The 18,092-nt window shown below is 40.7% G+C and carries 14 protein-coding genes and 1 tRNA gene (1 of these 15 cut by a window edge); 6 read left to right on the top strand and 9 right to left on the bottom strand.

Annotated features, from left to right (window positions below):
• Positions 1-167 precede the first annotated feature (167 nt).
• The gene (gene pbp3, locus NST80_RS00525; protein ID WP_073689842.1) at positions 168-1,415 is read left to right on the top strand and encodes a D-alanyl-D-alanine carboxypeptidase PBP3; all 1,248 of its coding nucleotides are present in this window, start codon (positions 168-170) and stop codon (positions 1,413-1,415) included.
• A gap of 144 nt (positions 1,416-1,559) precedes the next feature.
• On the top strand, positions 1,560-2,816 hold the full coding sequence (gene pbp3 / locus NST80_RS00520; RefSeq protein WP_183138047.1) for a D-alanyl-D-alanine carboxypeptidase PBP3: 1,257 nt from the start codon (positions 1,560-1,562) through the stop codon (positions 2,814-2,816).
• Positions 2,817-2,944: 128 nt separating this feature from the next.
• Here the strand turns inward: pbp3 (NST80_RS00520) and NST80_RS00515 are convergent, their stop codons facing one another.
• Both NST80_RS00515 and NST80_RS00510 read right to left on the bottom strand, forming a co-directional pair.
• Positions 2,945-5,395: an ATP-dependent Clp protease ATP-binding subunit gene (locus NST80_RS00515; protein ID WP_118172279.1), complete on the bottom strand. Its 2,451-nt coding sequence runs from the start codon at positions 5,393-5,395 to the stop codon at positions 2,945-2,947.
• On the bottom strand, positions 5,396-5,851 hold the full coding sequence (locus NST80_RS00510) for a CtsR family transcriptional regulator (RefSeq protein WP_014633783.1): 456 nt from the start codon (positions 5,849-5,851) through the stop codon (positions 5,396-5,398).
• Between the two features lie 317 nt (positions 5,852-6,168).
• Between NST80_RS00510 and NST80_RS00505 the strand changes: the two genes are divergently transcribed.
• A complete protein-coding gene (locus NST80_RS00505) occupies positions 6,169-6,639 on the top strand; it encodes a small multi-drug export protein (protein ID WP_004182164.1) in 471 nt (156 codons plus the stop codon).
• A gap of 106 nt (positions 6,640-6,745) precedes the next feature.
• Here NST80_RS00505 and tsf read toward each other — a convergent pair whose 3' ends face one another.
• Positions 6,746-7,786, bottom strand: coding sequence for a translation elongation factor Ts (gene tsf / locus NST80_RS00500; protein ID WP_002886343.1), 1,041 nt, complete (start codon positions 7,784-7,786; stop codon positions 6,746-6,748).
• 110 nt (positions 7,787-7,896) lie between these two features.
• Positions 7,897-8,664: a 30S ribosomal protein S2 gene (gene rpsB / locus NST80_RS00495; RefSeq protein WP_002886342.1), complete on the bottom strand. Its 768-nt coding sequence runs from the start codon at positions 8,662-8,664 to the stop codon at positions 7,897-7,899.
• A gap of 272 nt (positions 8,665-8,936) precedes the next feature.
• On the opposite strand from rpsB, the gene ahpC reads away from it, so the two are divergent.
• The 3 genes from ahpC (at position 8,937) to NST80_RS00480 (ending at position 11,292) form a co-directional block, all read left to right on the top strand.
• A complete protein-coding gene (gene ahpC, locus NST80_RS00490; protein ID WP_064520680.1) occupies positions 8,937-9,497 on the top strand; it encodes an alkyl hydroperoxide reductase subunit C in 561 nt (186 codons plus the stop codon).
• 16 nt (positions 9,498-9,513) lie between these two features.
• Positions 9,514-11,046 carry an alkyl hydroperoxide reductase subunit F gene (gene ahpF / locus NST80_RS00485; RefSeq protein WP_038675041.1) on the top strand — a complete coding sequence of 511 codons (1,533 nt, stop codon included), beginning with the start codon at positions 9,514-9,516 and terminating at the stop codon, positions 11,044-11,046.
• 175 nt (positions 11,047-11,221) lie between these two features.
• A tRNA-Cys gene (locus tag NST80_RS00480) sits at positions 11,222-11,292 on the top strand.
• A gap of 87 nt (positions 11,293-11,379) precedes the next feature.
• Here the strand turns inward: NST80_RS00480 and NST80_RS00475 are convergent.
• The 5 genes from NST80_RS00475 to NST80_RS00455 all read right to left on the bottom strand — a co-directional run.
• Entirely contained in the window at positions 11,380-11,925 is a 546-nt protein-coding gene (locus NST80_RS00475) for an NADPH-dependent FMN reductase (protein ID WP_021143435.1), read from the bottom strand.
• 87 nt (positions 11,926-12,012) lie between these two features.
• On the bottom strand, positions 12,013-12,441 hold the full coding sequence (locus NST80_RS00470; protein ID WP_060973199.1) for a MarR family transcriptional regulator: 429 nt from the start codon (positions 12,439-12,441) through the stop codon (positions 12,013-12,015).
• 132 nt (positions 12,442-12,573) lie between these two features.
• Positions 12,574-12,804 carry a GlsB/YeaQ/YmgE family stress response membrane protein gene (locus NST80_RS00465; protein WP_002889604.1) on the bottom strand — a complete coding sequence of 77 codons (231 nt, stop codon included), beginning with the start codon at positions 12,802-12,804 and terminating at the stop codon, positions 12,574-12,576.
• Between the two features lie 19 nt (positions 12,805-12,823).
• Positions 12,824-14,065: an aminopeptidase gene (locus tag NST80_RS00460; RefSeq protein ID WP_064524489.1), complete on the bottom strand. Its 1,242-nt coding sequence runs from the start codon at positions 14,063-14,065 to the stop codon at positions 12,824-12,826.
• A 163-nt stretch (positions 14,066-14,228) separates the two neighbouring features.
• Positions 14,229-18,092: the 3' portion of a PolC-type DNA polymerase III gene (locus tag NST80_RS00455; protein WP_002886329.1), read on the bottom strand. Its footprint extends 531 nt past the window's final position; 3,864 of the gene's 4,395 nt are visible here — the last part of the coding sequence; the start codon falls outside the window, past its right edge; it ends in the stop codon at positions 14,229-14,231.

The raw sequence follows: 18,092 nt of genomic DNA, 5'->3' as shown, positions 1-18,092 counted from the left end.
GAACCGGTCAACTTTATGTCATTCATTTGATATAACTTTCATTTTACCATAATATAGTCAAAAATGGCAGAGCTCCGGCATAAGTTAGCGCCCAAGTCTCCCTTTCTCTCAGATATTTAAGTCGTTTTGTGATATAATAAACACTTATGAGAGACAAAGGAATGACTATGAAAAAATTACAACACATCATTATGATTGCCTTAATCTTACTAGGCCTAGTAACACCTGCTCTAGCACAAGAACAGACAGATAACTTCAATGTTTCTGCTAAACATGCGATTGCTATCGAAGCAACTACTGGGAAAGTCCTCTATGAAAAGGACGCCACTACTCCTGATGGTGTGGCTTCAATGACTAAAATCCTAACAGCCTACATGGTCTATAAAGCAGTTGACCAAGGAAAAATTACCTGGGACACTGAAGTAGATATTTCAGACTATCCTTTCAACTTAACCGTTGATTCAGAAGTTTCAAATGTCCCACTAGATTCCCGAAAATACACTGTTAAACAGCTCCTGGATGCCACCCTCATTTCCAGCGCTAACAGTGCTGCTATTGCTCTAGCTGAAAAAATCTCAGGATCAGAGAGTGCCTTTGTTGACACTATGACAGCCCAACTTAAAGAATGGGGCATTACAGATGCTAAATTATTTAACGCTTCTGGCCTAAACAATAAATACCTTGGGGATAACCGCTATCCTGGCTCTAAAGCAGATGACGAAAATACTATGAGCGCTCTAGATGTTGCCATTATTGCAGACCACCTCATCAAAGACTATCCTCAGGTACTTGAAATCACCAAGCAAACCGAAACTGATTTCGAAGGTGACAACAAATTAACGACGCACAACTACATGTTAGAAGGTCAAGACAACTACCGTGAAGGCGTTGATGGACTCAAGACTGGAACAACTGAACTTGCAGGAGCATCCTTTGTAGCCCACTCCAATGAAAATGGCATGAGTTTGATTACCGTTGTCATGAATGCAGATAATGGTGGAGAAGATGAAGCTGCCAGATTCACAGCCACAAATGAGTTGCTAGATTATGTGACTCAAAACTGGGAAATCAAAACCCTCAACACCAAAGGACAAATCGTCAAGAAAAATAATATTAAGGTAGCCGATGGAGACAGTCAAACCATATCTGCTAAGCTCGAGTCGGACCTTACAGTCGTTCAAAAAATAAACAGCAAAAATGATGCTGTTAAAATCAAAGCAAAAACTATAACAGCACCTATCAAAAAAGGTGACACTATTGGAACAGCGACCTTTGATGATAAGGATCTCGTTGGAACAGGTTACATCTCTGATCCACCTCAAATTTCTGTAACAGCCAACCAATCTATCAAGAAAAGTTTCTTCTTAAAAGTTTGGTGGAACCATATCGTTAATTTCTTTACAGGAAACAAGTAAACACAAAACTACCTTTTAGATATCAAAAGGTAGTTTTATCTTGCCTTCAAAATTGGTCTTGTAAGTAAAAGCTCCTTCTCAACACCTTAAGTTCCTCTCAAAATGTGGTATAATAAATATCCAAAACACATGAAGGAACAAACCATGAAAAAACTGATTACGCTTATGATGACCTTCTTACTCTGTCTGGGAAGCGTAGCCCCTGCTTTTGCAGCAGATAAGAAAAAAGGATATGATGCCTCAGCCAAACATGCCATCGCTGTCGAAGCTAATACTGGCAAGATTTTATACGAAAAAGATGCAACCACCTCTACAGGGGTTGGCTCTATTACCAAGCTCCTAACAGCCTATATGGTTTATAAAGCGGTAGATCAGGGAGACCTAAAATGGAACAGCAAAGTTGACATTTCTGACTACCCCTTTGAACTAACTGTCAGTGCCGGAGTATCTAATATTCCACTAGATGCCCGCAAATACACTGTCAAACAACTTCTTGACGCAACTCTTATTTCCAGTGCCAACAGTGCATCTATTGCTCTAGCCGAGGAAATCGGAGGAACCGAAAGTAAGTTTGTCGACATGATGAAAGCCCAACTTAAAGATTGGGGTATCACTGATGCCAAGATTGTCAATGCCTCTGGCCTCAATAATTCTTACTTAGGTGACAATATCTATCCAGGCTCTAAATCAGACGAAGAAAATACCATGAGTGCTAAAGATGTTGCTATCATTGCACAACACGTGGTGAAAGAATATCCTGAAATTCTCGATATCACTAAAAAAACTGAAGCTGATTTTGATGGTGTCAACAAACTCAAAACCTTCAACTATATGCTCAAGGGACAACCTAGTTACCGTAAAGGAGTGGATGGCCTAAAAACAGGGACCACTGATTTAGCCGGTGCTTCCTTCGTGGCCCACTCAAATGAAAGCGGCATGAGCATTATCACAGTCATTTTGAATGCTGATAATACCGATACTGATGACTACGCCCGTTTCACTGCAACCAATGACCTACTTAATTACGTAGTCTATCATTGGGAAAGCAAGACCATTGCCAAAAAAGGACAAGCCATCGGTAAAAGCCAAGCCCCTGTCCTTGATGGGAAATCTAAGCAAGTCACTGCTGTTGCTAAGTCTGACTTTAATATCATCCAAAAAATAGATGCTAACAATAGTAAACATATTAAAGTTACTACAAATCAAGTCCAAGCCCCTGTCAACTCAAGTGACAAGGTTGGAACTGCTACCTTTGAAGATAAGTCACTTGTAGGAGAAGGTTACTTGCCTAACCAAGGTATGCCTAGCATGGAACTGGTTGCTGGTAAAGAAGTTAAGAAAAGCTTCTTCCTCAAGGTCTGGTGGAATCACTTTGTCAACTTTGTCAACGAAAAACTCTAATTATTACAGTCGAGCTTTGCTCGGCTTTTTCTTTTACCCCATCTTTACAGAAAGATTGACTCTATCTTGACTCCTATTGACACAAAAAAAGACAGACTACACCTGTAATCTGTCTATTTGTTTGATTTTTACACTACTGTAAAGGTTAATTTATCTTTCGAGCAGCCGATTTTAAGAGTTTGTCCACTAACTACTTGACCACCTAGTAAGAGCTCAGATAACTTGTCCTCCACTTGAGTTTGAATCGTGCGACGTAATGGACGAGCACCCATCTCAACATCATAGCCATCTTTAGCTAAATGCTTGAGAGCAGCTGGTTGGAATTTCAAGTCAATCCCTTTTTCAGCCAAAGCTGATACCAACGGTTTCATCATAATCTTGACAATCTCACGAAGTTGCTCTTCCTCTAGACTATGGAAGACAACCTTCTCATCAATACGGTTGATAAACTCTGGACGGTAGGCCTTCTTAAGTTCTTCCATGATACGTGACTGCATTGCTTGGTGATTATGAGAAATGTCTTGGGCACCAAATCCAATAGTCTTATCATCACGAAGAGCAGTCGCTCCCAAGTTCGAAGTCATAATGATAATGGTATTTGAGAAATCGACTTTACGACCTCGACTATCCGTCAAGACACCATCATCCAAAACCTGTAAGAGGATGTTGAAAATATCTGGGTGAGCCTTTTCCACCTCGTCAAAGAGGAGAACTGAGTAAGGCTTATTGCGAACTTTCTCTGTTAATTCACCACCCTCATCATATCCAACATAACCTGGAGGAGCACCATTAAGGCGGCTAGCCGCAAATTTTTCCATGTATTCTGACATGTCAAAGCGAAGCAAAGCTGACTCATCATCAAAGAGAACTTCCGCCAAAGCCTTGGCCAACTCTGTCTTACCAACACCAGTAGGTCCAAGGAACATGAAGGAACCAATCGGACGTTTTCCAGTACGAATACCTGACTGGTTACGACGAATAGCACGACTAATCGCTGAAACTGCTTCGTCTTGACCAATAACACGTTTATGAAGCTCTGCTTCCAGATTCAAGTAACGCTTGCTATCTGCCTGAGTCATCTTCTCAACAGGAATACCTGATAGACGACTAAGGGTTTGCATAATCTGATCTGCATCTACCAAGGCAGGTTCTGGTAATTTTGCTTTTTGGCTAGCTTTATATTGTTTAACAGCAGCCTTCATATCACCAGATAGAAGCGCTTCATCCAAAGGCGTTATCTCACGTTTGGCTTCTTTTTTGATACGACCTTGAACAGTTGCACTCGCTTCATCTAAAAGATCAATGGCAGAGTCAGGCAAGTTTTTACTCGTCAAATAACGGTGGGCTGCCTTGACTGCTGTCTCAACCGCCTCATCAGTAATCGTTACACGATGATAGTCTTCATAAGACGAACGTAGGCCTTTTAGAATATCAATCGCCTCAGGTACACTTGGCTCCTCAATTGTAATCTTAGCAAAACGGCGAGAAAGAGCTGCATCTTTCTCAATATGCTTCTGGTACTCAGCTTGAGTAGTTGCTCCAACCATATGAAGAGTTCCACGTGCTAGAGCGGGTTTCAAAATATTCGCCGCATCTAAGGTGCTATCAATACCTGAACCAGAACCAATAATCGTATGCAATTCGTCAATAAAAAGAATGATTTTTCCATCAGCTTCAATCTCATCAATGATCTGATTCATACGTTCTTCGAAATCGCCACGGAAACGTGTTCCTGCAACCACACTCATCATATCAAGCTCTAAGATACGCATATCAGCCAACTCAAAAGGTACTTCGCCTGAAGCAATACGCTGTGCTAAGCCAAGCGCAAGTGCCGTCTTACCAACACCTGCTTCACCCACAAGAACTGGGTTATTCTTCGTTTTACGACTCAAAACCTGAATCATGCGTGAAATTTCTTTCTCACGTCCAATAACAGGATCAAGAGCATCTAATTCGGCTACTGCCGTTAAGTCTTTGGTATAATCTGACAGTTCCCCAGTAGAAGATTGAGGAGGCTGCATCATATTAGCAAAATTTCCTGATGCCTTTGATTTTTTAGGCTTACGAAGGTCATGAATGGCCTTCAAATCTTGCTTACTAAGACCTGCGTAACGCTCCAAAGAACGTCGTAAATCGATAATGCGAGGCTTATCGCTGTCATCCTTATATTGAAAACCAGCAACTTCAAGGAGACGGCAAACCATCAAATCCTTATGAAGAAGGAAGGCCATCAATACATGTTCAGACCCTACCTCTACAGCACCAGTCACACTAGCAATTCCCTCTGCCTCTTGCAACATAACCTCTAAAGCATGTGACTGTGCACGTAAATCGATAATATCGGATTCAGACAAGTCTTTTGGACTTTTCTCCATCGCTAGTACAGCGGCTGTCTCAAGCTCTTCCGCACGAATACGGTCCTCAAAATCAGTAAATGTTAGGTAGGCTACAGATCCTGGAACCTCAACCATAGCCAGAAGCACATGCCAAGTCTCCAAGAAAGGACTTCCAAAACGCTCTGCCTCAAGCTGAGCACGATGGAAAATGGCCTGCATTTTTCTTGAATATGTCGTCATCTAATTTCCTTTTCTATCCAATCTAAGTAATAGCGAGCGTAGAATACGCGAACGAATAGCAGCCGCATCTTCGCCTAAAACATCATCACTAGCAGTTGCTAAAATCAAATTTCCCTCACGTTCAGTGATGATTTTTTCATCAAAAAGCAACTGAATCAAGTCTGTAAATACCTGCTCGCTGAGCTGATCTGCCAAGTTCTGAAGCAAATCATTAATCATGTGGTGCTTGTCGGAGAATCTGACCTTGACGATACGAATATAACCGCCACCTCCACGTTTACTCTCAACAATATAACCACGACTTTCTGTAAAACGAGTCTTAATAACATAGTTAATCTGACTCGGTACAACTTGAAAAGTATCTGCTAAGTTCGAGCGTTGAATCTCAGCAATTCCAGACTGGCCCAGCAATTCTTTAATATATTCTTCTATACTATCTGATGTATTTCTTGCCATCTTAATTCCTCCAGTCTAATTTGACTATAACTGACTATTATTATACCAAAAATGTCAGCTCATGGGAAACTATACCTTCAAAAAGCTTTTTAAAGTTGTCATTAGAGACCATATAAGATACAATAAATAAGACTAAAATATTAGGTTACTTAAGGTGTTTGATTCAAATTTTCTATCCACTTTAATAGGCTGAGACCCACCTAATCCAACAAGTACTTTTTAGCACTTTAGCAGTAGTACTAGTCTTATCACTCTTGATAAAGCTCATGTCATTTTGAGTCTTATCTCTTATTTTATTTCCCTATGAAAGGTTACTCATGAAATACATCATTGCACTCTTAATCTCTATGATTCCCTTGGTTGAGCTCCGTGGAGCCGTTCCTGTTGCTATCGCCTCAGGTATCCCTTGGTGGCAAGCCCTAATTCTTTGTGTCATTGGGAACATGATTCCAGTCCCAATTATCTTCTTCTTCGCCCGCCGTGTTCTCGAATGGGGGGCAGACAAACCTCTAATTGGTGGTTTCTTTACCTGGTGTCTTAAAAAAGGTCACAGTGGTGGCCAAAAACTTGAAAAAGCTGCCGGAGATAAGGGTGTCTTCTGGGCCCTTCTCCTTTTTGTGGGAATTCCGCTTCCAGGAACAGGAGCTTGGACTGGTACCCTAGCAGCATCTATCCTAGATTGGGACTTTAAACGTAGTGTTATTGCTGTTATGCTTGGGGTTATCCTTGCAGGTATCATCATGGGAACACTCTCTCTTCTACTTGGTGTAAATACCTTCGCTCATTAATTACTTTTTCAACGTCTGGGGCATACTCAGACGTTTTTTAATAGCAACAAAAAAGAAGCTACGATTCATTCACGTAACTTCTTTTCTTTTTATCTAGTAACTAGAATTAGTTGTTAAGAGCTGCTGCCATTGTAGCTGCAACTTCTGATTCAAAGTCGTTAGATGCTTTTTCGATACCTTCACCAACTTCAAAGCGAACGAATTCTACTACTGAAGCGTTTACTGATTCAAGGTAAGCTTCAACTGTTTTGCTGTCGTCCATGATGTAAACTTGAGCAAGAAGTGTGTATGCTTGGTCAACTTTAGTGTTGTCAAGCAAGAAGCGGTCCATTTTACCTGGGATGATTTTATCCCAGATTTTTTCTGGTTTACCTTCAGCAGCCAACTCAGCTTTGATATCTTCTTCAGCTTGAGCAAGAACAGCATCAGTCAATTGAGCTTTAGAACCATATTTAAGGTGTGGAAGAGCTGGTTTGTTAACCATAGCACGGCTTTCGTTATCTTGATCGATAGCGTGGTTAAGTTGTGCCAATTCATCTTTAACAAATTGTTCGTCCAATTCAGTGTATGAAAGAACAGTTGGTTTCATCGCTGCGATGTGCATTGAGATTTGTTTTGCAAGAGCATCATCTCCACCTTCGATAACTGAAACAACACCGATACGTCCACCGTTGTGTTGGTAAGCTCCGAAGTGTTGTGCATCAGTTTTCTCAACAACTGCAAAACGACGGAATGAAATCTTTTCACCGATAGTAGCTGTAGCAGTTACGTATGCAGCTTCAAGAGTTTCACCTGAAGGCATAGTCAATGCAAGTGCTTCTTCGTTGTTAGCTGGTTTACCCTCAGCAATTACTTTAGCTGTTTCGTTTACCAATTCAACGAATTGAGCGTTCTTCGCAACGAAGTCAGTTTCAGCATTAACTTCAACAACTGCTGCAACGTTACCGTTAACGTAAACACCAGTCAAACCTTCAGCTGCAACACGGTCAGCTTTCTTAGCTGCTTTAGCCATACCTTTTTCGCGAAGCAATTCAATTGCTTTTTCGATATCACCTTCAACTTCAACCAATGCTTTTTTAGCGTCCATGACACCAGCACCAGATTTTTCACGCAATTCTTTAACAAGTTTAGCTGTAATTTCTGCCATTTTGTTTTTCTCCAAATTTATTTTATCAAACTAAGGGGCAGGGCTGAGCCCCGCCCCTTAGGTGTTTGTCGTATCTTTAGTGGGCATTGAGCCCAAACCAATCTTAAAGATTAGTTGTTGTCACCTTCGACAACTTCAACGATTTCTTCGATTGAATCAGCTGCAGCTGCTTCTTGGAAATCTGCAGAAGCATCTTCACCTTGGTTACCTTCGATGATAGCATCAGCCATTTTTGAAGTGATCAATTTAACGGCACGGATAGCGTCATCGTTAGCTGGGATGATTACATCAATCTCATCTGGATCAGCGTTTGTATCAACCATCGCTACAACTGGGATACCAAGTTTTTTAGCTTCTTTAACAGCGATTTGTTCTTTGTGTGGGTCAACGATGTAGATTACATCTGGAATGCGAGGCATATCTTCGATACCACCCAAGAATTTTTCAAGACGTGCACGTTGTTTGTTAAGAAGTGCAACTTCTTTCTTAGGAAGAACTTCGAAAGTTCCATCAGCTTCCATTTGTTTGATTTCTTTCAAACGAGCGATACGTTTTTGGATAGTATCCCAGTTTGTAAGAGTACCACCCAACCAACGGTGGTTGATGTAGTATTGACCAGCACGAGTTGCTTCTTCAGCTACTGCTTCAGCTGCTTGTTTTTTAGTACCAACGAACAAGATTACTGCATCGTTAGCTGCTGCTTCACGAACGAATTCGTAAGCTGTATCAGCCATTTTTACAGTTTGTTGCAAGTCGATAACGTGGATTCCGTTACGTTCTGTGAAGATGTACTTAGCCATCTTAGGATTCCAGCGACGAGTTTGGTGACCGAAGTGAACACCAGCCTCAAGAAGTTGTTTCATTGAAATTACTGCCATGAGTATTTCTCCTTAAAAATTGTTTTTTCCTCTTCTAAGCTTTAGACTTGCAGTCCCACCCTGCGGCAACAAGACCACAATCGGCTTAGAATGAGTATTTGTCACTTTACGCAACTATAGTAGTCTATCAAAAAAAGTGACATTTGACAAGCTCTAAAATCAGGCTAATCATTAGAAAAAAATTACCCGCATTAAAATTGCAATCGTTTTCTTTGAGGTTGATAAGTATTTTGTTTATAATTAGGCTATCAAAAATAGAGGAGGACATTATTTTGTCATTAGTCGGAAAAGAAATTATTGAATTTTCAGCACAAGCTTACCACAACGGGGAATTCATTACTGTTACAGATGAAGATGTTAAGGGAAAATGGGCTGTTTTCTGCTTCTACCCTGCAGATTTCTCATTTGTCTGCCCAACTGAACTCGGTGACCTTCAAGAACAATATGAAACTCTTAAATCTCTTGGTGTAGAGGTTTACTCTGTCTCTACTGATACTCACTTTGTTCACAAAGCTTGGCATGATGACTCAGATGTTGTTGGAACTATTACTTATCCTATGATTGGAGATCCTTCACACCACATCTCACAAGGTTTTGATGTTCTTGGAGAAGATGGCCTCGCACAACGTGGTACATTTATTATTGATCCAGATGGCGTTATCCAAATGATGGAAATCAACGCTGATGGTATTGGACGTGATGCAAGCACTCTTATTGATAAAGTTCGTGCTGCTCAATATATTCGTCAACATCCAGGTGAAGTTTGTCCAGCCAAATGGAAAGAAGGAGCTGAAACACTTACTCCTAGCTTAGATCTTGTAGGTAAAATTTAACAACCAGGGGGTATCCATGGTCTTAGATAAAGAAATCAAGACGCAATTAGCACAATATTTAAATTTACTAGAATCTGATATTGTATTACAAACAGACTTAGGGGATGACGATAATTCTCGAAAAGTAAAAGAATTTCTAGACGAGATTGCCGCTATGTCTGACCGTATTAGTCTTGAATCAACACATTTAAAACGTCAACCTAGTTTTGGTATTGCACAAAAAGGGCAAAAAAGTCGTGTTATTTTCTCAGGCTTACCAATGGGCCACGAATTCACATCTTTCATTTTAGCTCTCTTGCAAGTTTCTGGTCGTCCACCTAAAGTTGATGAGGACACTATCGAACGTATCAAGAAGATTGATAAACCCATCGATTTAGAAACTTATGTTTCATTAACTTGTCACAATTGTCCAGACGTTGTTCAAGCCTTTAATATAATGGCTGTTTTGAACCCAAATATCACTCACACCATGATTGAAGGTGGTATGTATCAGGATGAGGTCAAGGCCAAAGGTATCATGTCTGTTCCTACGGTTTACAAAGATCAAGAAGAATTTACATCTGGTCGTGCAACCATTGAACAACTTGTAGAAAAATTGGACGGACCACTTGATGCTGATGCTTTCGCTGATAAAGGTGTCTATGATGTTTTGGTTATTGGTGGTGGTCCTGCTGGAAACAGTGCGGCCATCTATGCTGCCCGTAAAGGTTTAAAAACTGGTCTTTTAGCAGAAACCTTTGGTGGACAAGTTATCGAAACAGTCGGCATTGAGAACATGATTGGTACGCTATATACAGAAGGTCCTAAGTTAATGGCCCAAGTTGAAGAGCATACGAAATCTTATGATGTTGATATCATCAAAAGTCAATTAGCTACTGGCATCGAAAAGAAAGAACTTATTGAAGTGACACTGGCTAACGGTGCCGTTTTAAAATCCAAAACTGCCATCCTAGCTCTCGGAGCCAAATGGCGTAATATCAACGTTCCTGGCGAGGAAGAATTCCGCAATAAAGGTGTTACTTACTGCCCACACTGTGATGGTCCACTATTTGAAGGGAAGAATGTTGCAGTTATCGGTGGTGGTAACTCAGGTTTGGAAGCGGCTTTAGATTTAGCCGGCATTACTAAACATGTTACGGTCTTAGAGTTCTTACCTGAATTAAAGGCAGATCAAGTCTTACAAGAACGAGCTGCTAAAACTGATAATCTGACCATTCTTAAGAACGTTGCAACCAAAGAAATTGTTGGTCAAGATCATGTAACTGGTTTGAATTACGTTGAGCGTGATACAAACGAAGAAAAACATCTTGATCTTGAAGGTGTCTTTGTTCAAATTGGTCTTGTACCAAGTACTGCTTGGCTCAAAGATAGTGGCATTGAACTCAATGAGCGCCAAGAAATTATCGTTGATAAATTTGGGTCAACAAATATCCCTGGTATTTTTGCTGCAGGTGACTGTACAGATAGCGCCTACAAGCAAATCATTATCTCCATGGGGTCTGGTGCTACAGCTGCTATTGGAGCCTTTGATTACTTGATTAGACAATAATCAACACTTGCGTGTTAGTAATCTATCTTCAACAGTTACAATTAATATGAAGAGGTTGAATGTCTTTCAACCTCTTTATGTTTCTTGTAAATAGGCAGTTTGAACAAACACCCCGTCAATTTGATGAAAGAGACTTGACGAATCTTTTTTTTTTCGATAGAATGGTATCTGTTATGGCGGTATAGCCAAGTGGTAAGGCACGGCTCTGCAAAAGCTTGATCGTCGGTTCAAATCCGTCTACCGCCTTCATAATACGAAGACACCTTAGGGTGTCTTTTTTCATTATTGCATATAAAAATACCCGAAGCTAGAAACCTCGGGTATTCATTATTCTTATTTAATCGCTTCAATCAAAGCTTCCGCTTGATTCTGAAGACTTTCAAGAACTTCTTCAGTTGCTAGGAATTTCCCATCCGCCCAGGCTGTATCATTTACACGTGTCGCTGTAAAATCACCGACCACTTGGGTACGGATAAATGGTAACAAGTCTTTGTAGGCATCAAAAAGTTGATTGTGACCACCATTAGCAACTGATGACACGGTTACAATCTTATCTTGAAGAGCTGATGGCCCTGAAGGATCTGATAGGTCAAGGGCACGGCTCAACCAGTCAAGCAAATTTTTCACTGGCCCAGGAATTGAGAAATTATAAACCGGTGAGAAAATCCAAATTGCGTCTGCTGCCAAGACCTGTTCTCGAACTTCTGCCAAAACTGGAAGAACTGGACTTTCTAAATCCTGATTAAAAACAGGTACTTGACTATAGTCAAGATAAGAAATATTAGCTTTACCAGCTAGCATTTTCTCAGCTTCTTCTGCTAATTGGTGGTTAAATGATCCCTTGCGAAGAGACCCAACGATAAATAAAATGTTTTTCATAATACACTTCCTTTGTATTTCTAATAATTGTTTTTTATTACTACATAGTAATATATAGGATTCCATTAGAAATATAAAGAAATATGCTCAGACATTCTTAAATTTTTTCAGGAGCTCTACCAACTGTGCCTGCTCTTCAGGTGTCAGAACGGAAAAAGTCTCCTCAATAGCTTGCTGATGTGGCGGGATTGCTGCTTGAATAATACGACGGCCCTCATCCGTCAAATCAACCTCGAAAGCACGCTTATCTGTTTGGCAGGCTTCTCGCGTCAACCAACCTTTTTTCTCCATATTTTTAATGACAACAGTCATATTCCCGGAGGTGGCAAGCATGCGGTCAATTAATTCGCCAATCTTCATGCGACCTTTGGCATTAAGCACGTCCATGACTCCAAATTGAGTTGGTGTCAAATTAAATTCTTTAAAGGTCTCAGAAACCTTGGCATCGATGGTACGAAAAGCTTTACGCATAACTACCATACTTTTTACAGCCATGTTTTTATCTAAGTCACTCATTTCTAGTCCTTTCCAAATAGATGCTGTTTTTATTACTCTACCACAGTTTTTCTAAAAGTGGTATATGAAAATGAAAAAATAAGAAAAAAGAGTCCTTAGATATCTAACCAATACCTCAGAACTCTTTCATTTCTAACTATTACGATTCCAAAAAAGGGCTAATAAGATAACAGCACCCAGTACTGATGGAACGATAGCAGTATCTGCTAGCATCGGTCCCCAATTTCCAAAAAGAAGCTGACCAACAAAAGCACCTAGCCATCCAACAAAGGTCTTACCAATACAGCCCATACGTTCACCCCTATTTGATATAGCAGAGGCAATAAGGCCAATGAGAAAACCAACTATCATACTTCCAATCATGATAAATTCTCCATCATACTTAGATTACCCAATCCCCATTTCGGAAGATCGGTACACGACTACCATCTTGGCGGATACCATCAATATCCATTTGATTTGAACCAATCATAAAGTCTACGTGTACATCAGAACGATTAAGTCCAGCTTCCTTAAGCTCCTCTTCTGTCATGTCTGCTCCACCCTTAACACTGGTAGCATAGGCTGCTCCAATAGCTAGGTGGTTGGACGCATTCTCATCAAAAAGAGTATTAAAGAAGGTGATTCCTGACTGTGAGATAGGACTTGGATCTGGTACCAAGGCACATTCACCTAGAGCACGCGCCCCATTATTGTTGAAGACGAGATTCTTCATCACTTCGTCACCTTGGTCCGCTGTGATATCTACAATTTCACCGTTTTTAAAGGTTACCTTGATTCCCTCGATAATATTACCATTGTAACTTAGAGGCTTTGTACTTGAGACATAACCATCTGCACGACGAAAATCAGGTGCCGTAAAGACCTCTTCTGTTGGCATATTAGGAAGGAAGCCTTCACCTTGTGCATTGATGGCACCTGCAGACTCCCAAACATGGTTTTTAGGCAATCCTAGAGTCAAATCTGTTCCAGGTGCTTGGTAGTGCAAAGCTGAGAATTGTGCCTCATTGAGTAGGCGTGCTTTAGCATCCAAACGGTCAGCATGTTCCTTCCAGGCACGTACAGGGTCCTCTTCATAGACACGACACGTCTTGAAAATTTGATCCCAAAGTAAATCTACAGCTTCCTCATCACTCGAAGCATCAGGAAAGACTTTCTTAGCCCATTCTTTACCAGCTGCAGCAGCTACCGTCCAACTAACCTTATTAGACTGAGTTGCCACCTGCATAGGTTTAAAGGCCACTCCAGTAGCCTTAGCATGAGCAGATAAACGTTCAGGAGCTACACCATTAAGGGCGCCCGGATCTGATGAACGAACACCTAAACGACTTGCTTTCTTGGCTAACAAATATTCCATTTCAGCTTTTTTATAGGCAGGAACCTCTTCGATGCGGTCCATATCAGCATGCAAGAAGCGCTCGCGATTAATAATATCATCTGACCATTGAACGATTACCTCAGCTGCTCCTAGAGCATAGGCTTCTTTAACTAAGAGGTGTGCTAGCTCTGCTTGTTCTACATCAATGCTCAAGGCCACTGTGTGACCAGGTTGTACATTAATCCCATTAGCAACCAGTAATTTAGCATATTTCTCAAGATTTTCTTTAAAATTTGGTAAAACCATAATTAACTCCTTGAAACTATAATTTTCTATCAGTATACCATAAGACGAAGAAAAAGGTTTCCTCTCAGCTTTGGCTTTTTAGCATCACATGCAGACCCCTAAACAAAAAGAGAACAGAGACTGACTCCATTCTCTCAAAGTTGATGACGATTCTCTTTAGCTATTAAAAGAAATCGTCAAAAAGACTTAATTGATTATCTTCTGGCATATTTCCTAGGATTCCCATTTCATCCAATTTTTCAACCAAGGTTGATGATAGGCCTCCTCGTTTACGCAATTCTGTCTTGGAAAGGAATTCACCTTCTTCACGTGCAGCAACCACTTGCTTAGCAACGTTCTCACCCAAACCTTCAAGTGCAATAAACGGTGGAATCAAAGTATCTCCTTCAATCAGAAATTCAGTTGCCTGACTCTTATAAAGATCCAACTGACCAAAGGTAAAGCCACGTTCTAACATTTCATTGACAATTTCAAGCGTTGTAAATAAGTCATTTTCAACATTAGTCGCTTCATTTCGTTGGCGCTTCTCCTTAATATCTTCCATTCGAGCTTTAACAGCATCAAGACCCGCAGACATCGTCTTAAGCTCAAATGCTTTAGCTCGAATTGAGAAATAGGCACAATAGTAATAAATAGGATGGTGCACTTTGAAATAAGCTACACGCAGGGCCATCATAACGTAGGCTGCCGCATGGGCTTTAGGGAACATGTACTTGATTTTACCACAAGATTCAATGTACCAGTCTGGAACATTATTTTCACGCATGGCTTGAATATAGCCATTACGCTCTTCTTCGGAAATCTTCAACCACATCCCCTTACGAACACGTTCCATGATCGTGAAGGCCATCTTAGGATCTAATCCCGCATGCATTAGGTATACCATGATATCATCACGACAACCGATAACTGTTTTCAGAGTGGCGATACCTTCCTTAATCAAATCTTGTGCATTACCTAACCAAACGTCTGTTCCGTGGGACAAACCAGATAACTGTAAGAGTTCCGCAAAGGTCGTCGGATGCGTCTCGTCGACCATACCACGAACAAAGTTAGTCCCAAACTCAGGGATTCCCAACATTCCCGTTGGTGTCCCAATCTGTTCAGGTGTTACCCCTAAAATATCAGTCCCTGAAAAAAGTTTCATTACATCTGGATCATCTGCTCGAATATCTTTTGGATCAATTCCTGATAAATCCTGCAACTTACGAATCATAGTCGGATCATCATGTCCCAGAATATCAAGCTTCAACACGTTCTCATCAATATCGTGGAAGTTAAAGTGAGTCGTCTGCCAGGCAGCCGTTACATCATCTGCCGGATATTGAACAGGTGTGAAATCATAGACATCCATATAATTTGGAATAACAACGATACCACCCGGGTGCTGACCTGTGTTTCGCTTAACACCCGCAGCCCCCATAGCTAAACGATCGACCTCGGCATCACGGTAAAACTTATTGTAATCACGTTCGTAACCTTTAACAAAACCATAAGCCGTCCGATCTGCAACAGTTCCGACTGTTCCGGCACGAAAAGCATATTGTTCTCCAAAAATATCACGAACGTCCAAGTGGGCTGATGGCTGATCATCTCCGGAAAAGTTCAAATCGATATCAGGAACCTTATCCCCATCAAAACCTAGGAAGGTCTCGAAAGGAATATCCTGACCATCTTTTTTATATTCCGTTCCACATTCTGAACATTCCTTATCAGGCAAATCGAAGCCAGATCCATAAGATCCATCTGTAATGAACTCTGAGTGTTGACAATTAGGACAGAGATAATGTGGCGGCATCGGATTGACCTCAGTAATTCCAATCATCGTCGCAACAAAACTAGAACCGACAGATCCACGCGAACCAACTAGGTAGCCACGTTCATTTGAACGGTTAACTAGCATCTGCGAAGCCAGGTAGATTACGGCAAATCCATTACCAAGAATTGAAGACAACTCTTTCTCAATTCGCAGGTCAATAATATCAGGCAAAGGATTACCATAGAGCTCAAACGCTCTAGCATATGTCATCTCCGCAACCTGTTCTTCCGCACGATCAATAAAAGGTGTGTACAAGTCTTTTTTGACAACCTCAACCTCTTCAATTTGATCTGCCATAGCCTGCGTATTAGTTACAACAATTTCATAGGCTAAGTCTTTTCCTAAAAAGGCAAAGTCGTCTAGCATCTCGTTAGTTGTCCTAAAATGCGCTTCAGGTAAAGGAGCAGGTTTCGCATTTTCTCCCTTACCAATTGGCCTATTAATCATGGCTCCTTGTCCCAAAGCACGAACAATGATTTCACGATAAATGGCATCCTCAGGGTTGATATAGTGTACATTTCCTGTAGCCAGCACAGGCTTGTCCAGACGATTAGCGACTTCAATCAAATCCCGAATCAGTTGTTCTATAGCCTCCTCATCCTTGATTAAATCCTTTGCAATCAAGGGTGCATAAATTGCCGGTGGCATAACTTCAATAAAGTCATAATATTTAGCAACTTCAACCGCCTTGTCAATACCGTGAGACAGAAGCGTATCAAAAACCTCACCATCAGCACAAGCAGAACCTACAATAATTCCCTCACGATACTCATCTAAGACCGTACGAGGAATACGTGCTACTCCCTCAAAGTATGAGACATTTGATAAACTTACTAACTTAAAGATATTCTTCAAGCCAGTTTGATTCTGAACATACAGCGTCGCATGTTTGACACGAGACTTTTTATACGAATCTTCAGAAACCAAATCCGTGTTCAACTGTTCCAGATTAGTCAAACCGTGCTTATCAAACACATCTTTTATGAAGATAAACAACAAACGACCCGTAGCTTCCGCATCATAATTGGCCATATGGTGATGATCCAAAGCCACACCAAACCGCTTCGTCAAAGGCCCCAAACCATGACGCTTATACTCAGGATAAAGATTTCGTGCAAATTCTAAAGTATCAATAACCGGTTGTGAAATTGTTGGTAACTGATGTCTTTCGTAATTGGCATTCATAAAACCAACGTCAAAGGTCGCATTATGGGCCACTAGCACAGTTCCTTGACAGAATTCTTGAAATTCCTGTAAAACTTGCACTAAAGGTTTAGCACCTTTAACATGATTATCAGTAATACCGGTCAACTCAGTAGTAAATGCAGAAAGAGGATGTCCTGGATCTATGAATTCATCAAATTGCTCAATAATATTACCTTTATGCATTTTTGATGCCGCAATCTGAATCAAATCATTATGAACAGCAGACAAGCCCGTTGTCTCAACGTCAAATACAACATAAGTTGCTTCTTTTAATTCCAAATCCTCAGAATTATAAACAATAGGTACCTTATCCTCAACAAGATTGGCTTCAAGACCAAAAATAGCCTTAATCCCAGCTTTTTTAGCCCTATGGTAGCCATGAGGAAAACTCTGAACATTAGCATGATCTGTTATAGCAACTGCTGGGTGCCCCCAAGAGGCAGCAGTATCAATAAGATCTTCAACAGTTGGCATTGCATCCATAGTCGACATGTTGGTATGCGCATGAAATTCCACACGCTTTTGTCCCTCAGGCATCAAATCCTTACGAGGAGTATGTGAAATTTCTTTAATGTCTTGCACATTCATAGTCAGACTATGAGTGAAAGGATTATTCTCGATACGGCCACGAACCCTAACCCAGTTCCCCTTTTTTATCATATCGAACTTAGCGAGCTCATCACTATCTTTGACCCATCGTTGCATAGCAAAACTAGAGGTATAATCAGTTACCTTAAAATTAATAATAATTCGACCCGTCTTAGTTTCACGTTGCTCTACATCAAAAATATATCCTTCAAAAACAACACGATTCTCTTCAGAATTAATATCAACCATTGGCGTTATTTCAGCCTTATCAAAACTAGCTTGACGTTGACTTTGTTTCTCAGCAAAATTTTGTGATGGTTCGGTCACAGGTTTCGGTGCTGGGGCACTTTCAAGAATAGATTGAAGCGCTTGTCTTGCTTGAGACTCGGCTTGTTCTTGTAAAGAAACCTTATT

The organism is Streptococcus sp. FSL K6-1323 (assembly GCF_038630745.1).
Taxonomy (GTDB): Bacteria; Bacillota; Bacilli; order Lactobacillales; family Streptococcaceae; genus Streptococcus; species Streptococcus salivarius_D.
The sequence above is the reverse complement of the archived record's forward strand: the minus strand, read 5'-3'. Positions and strand labels throughout refer to the sequence as shown.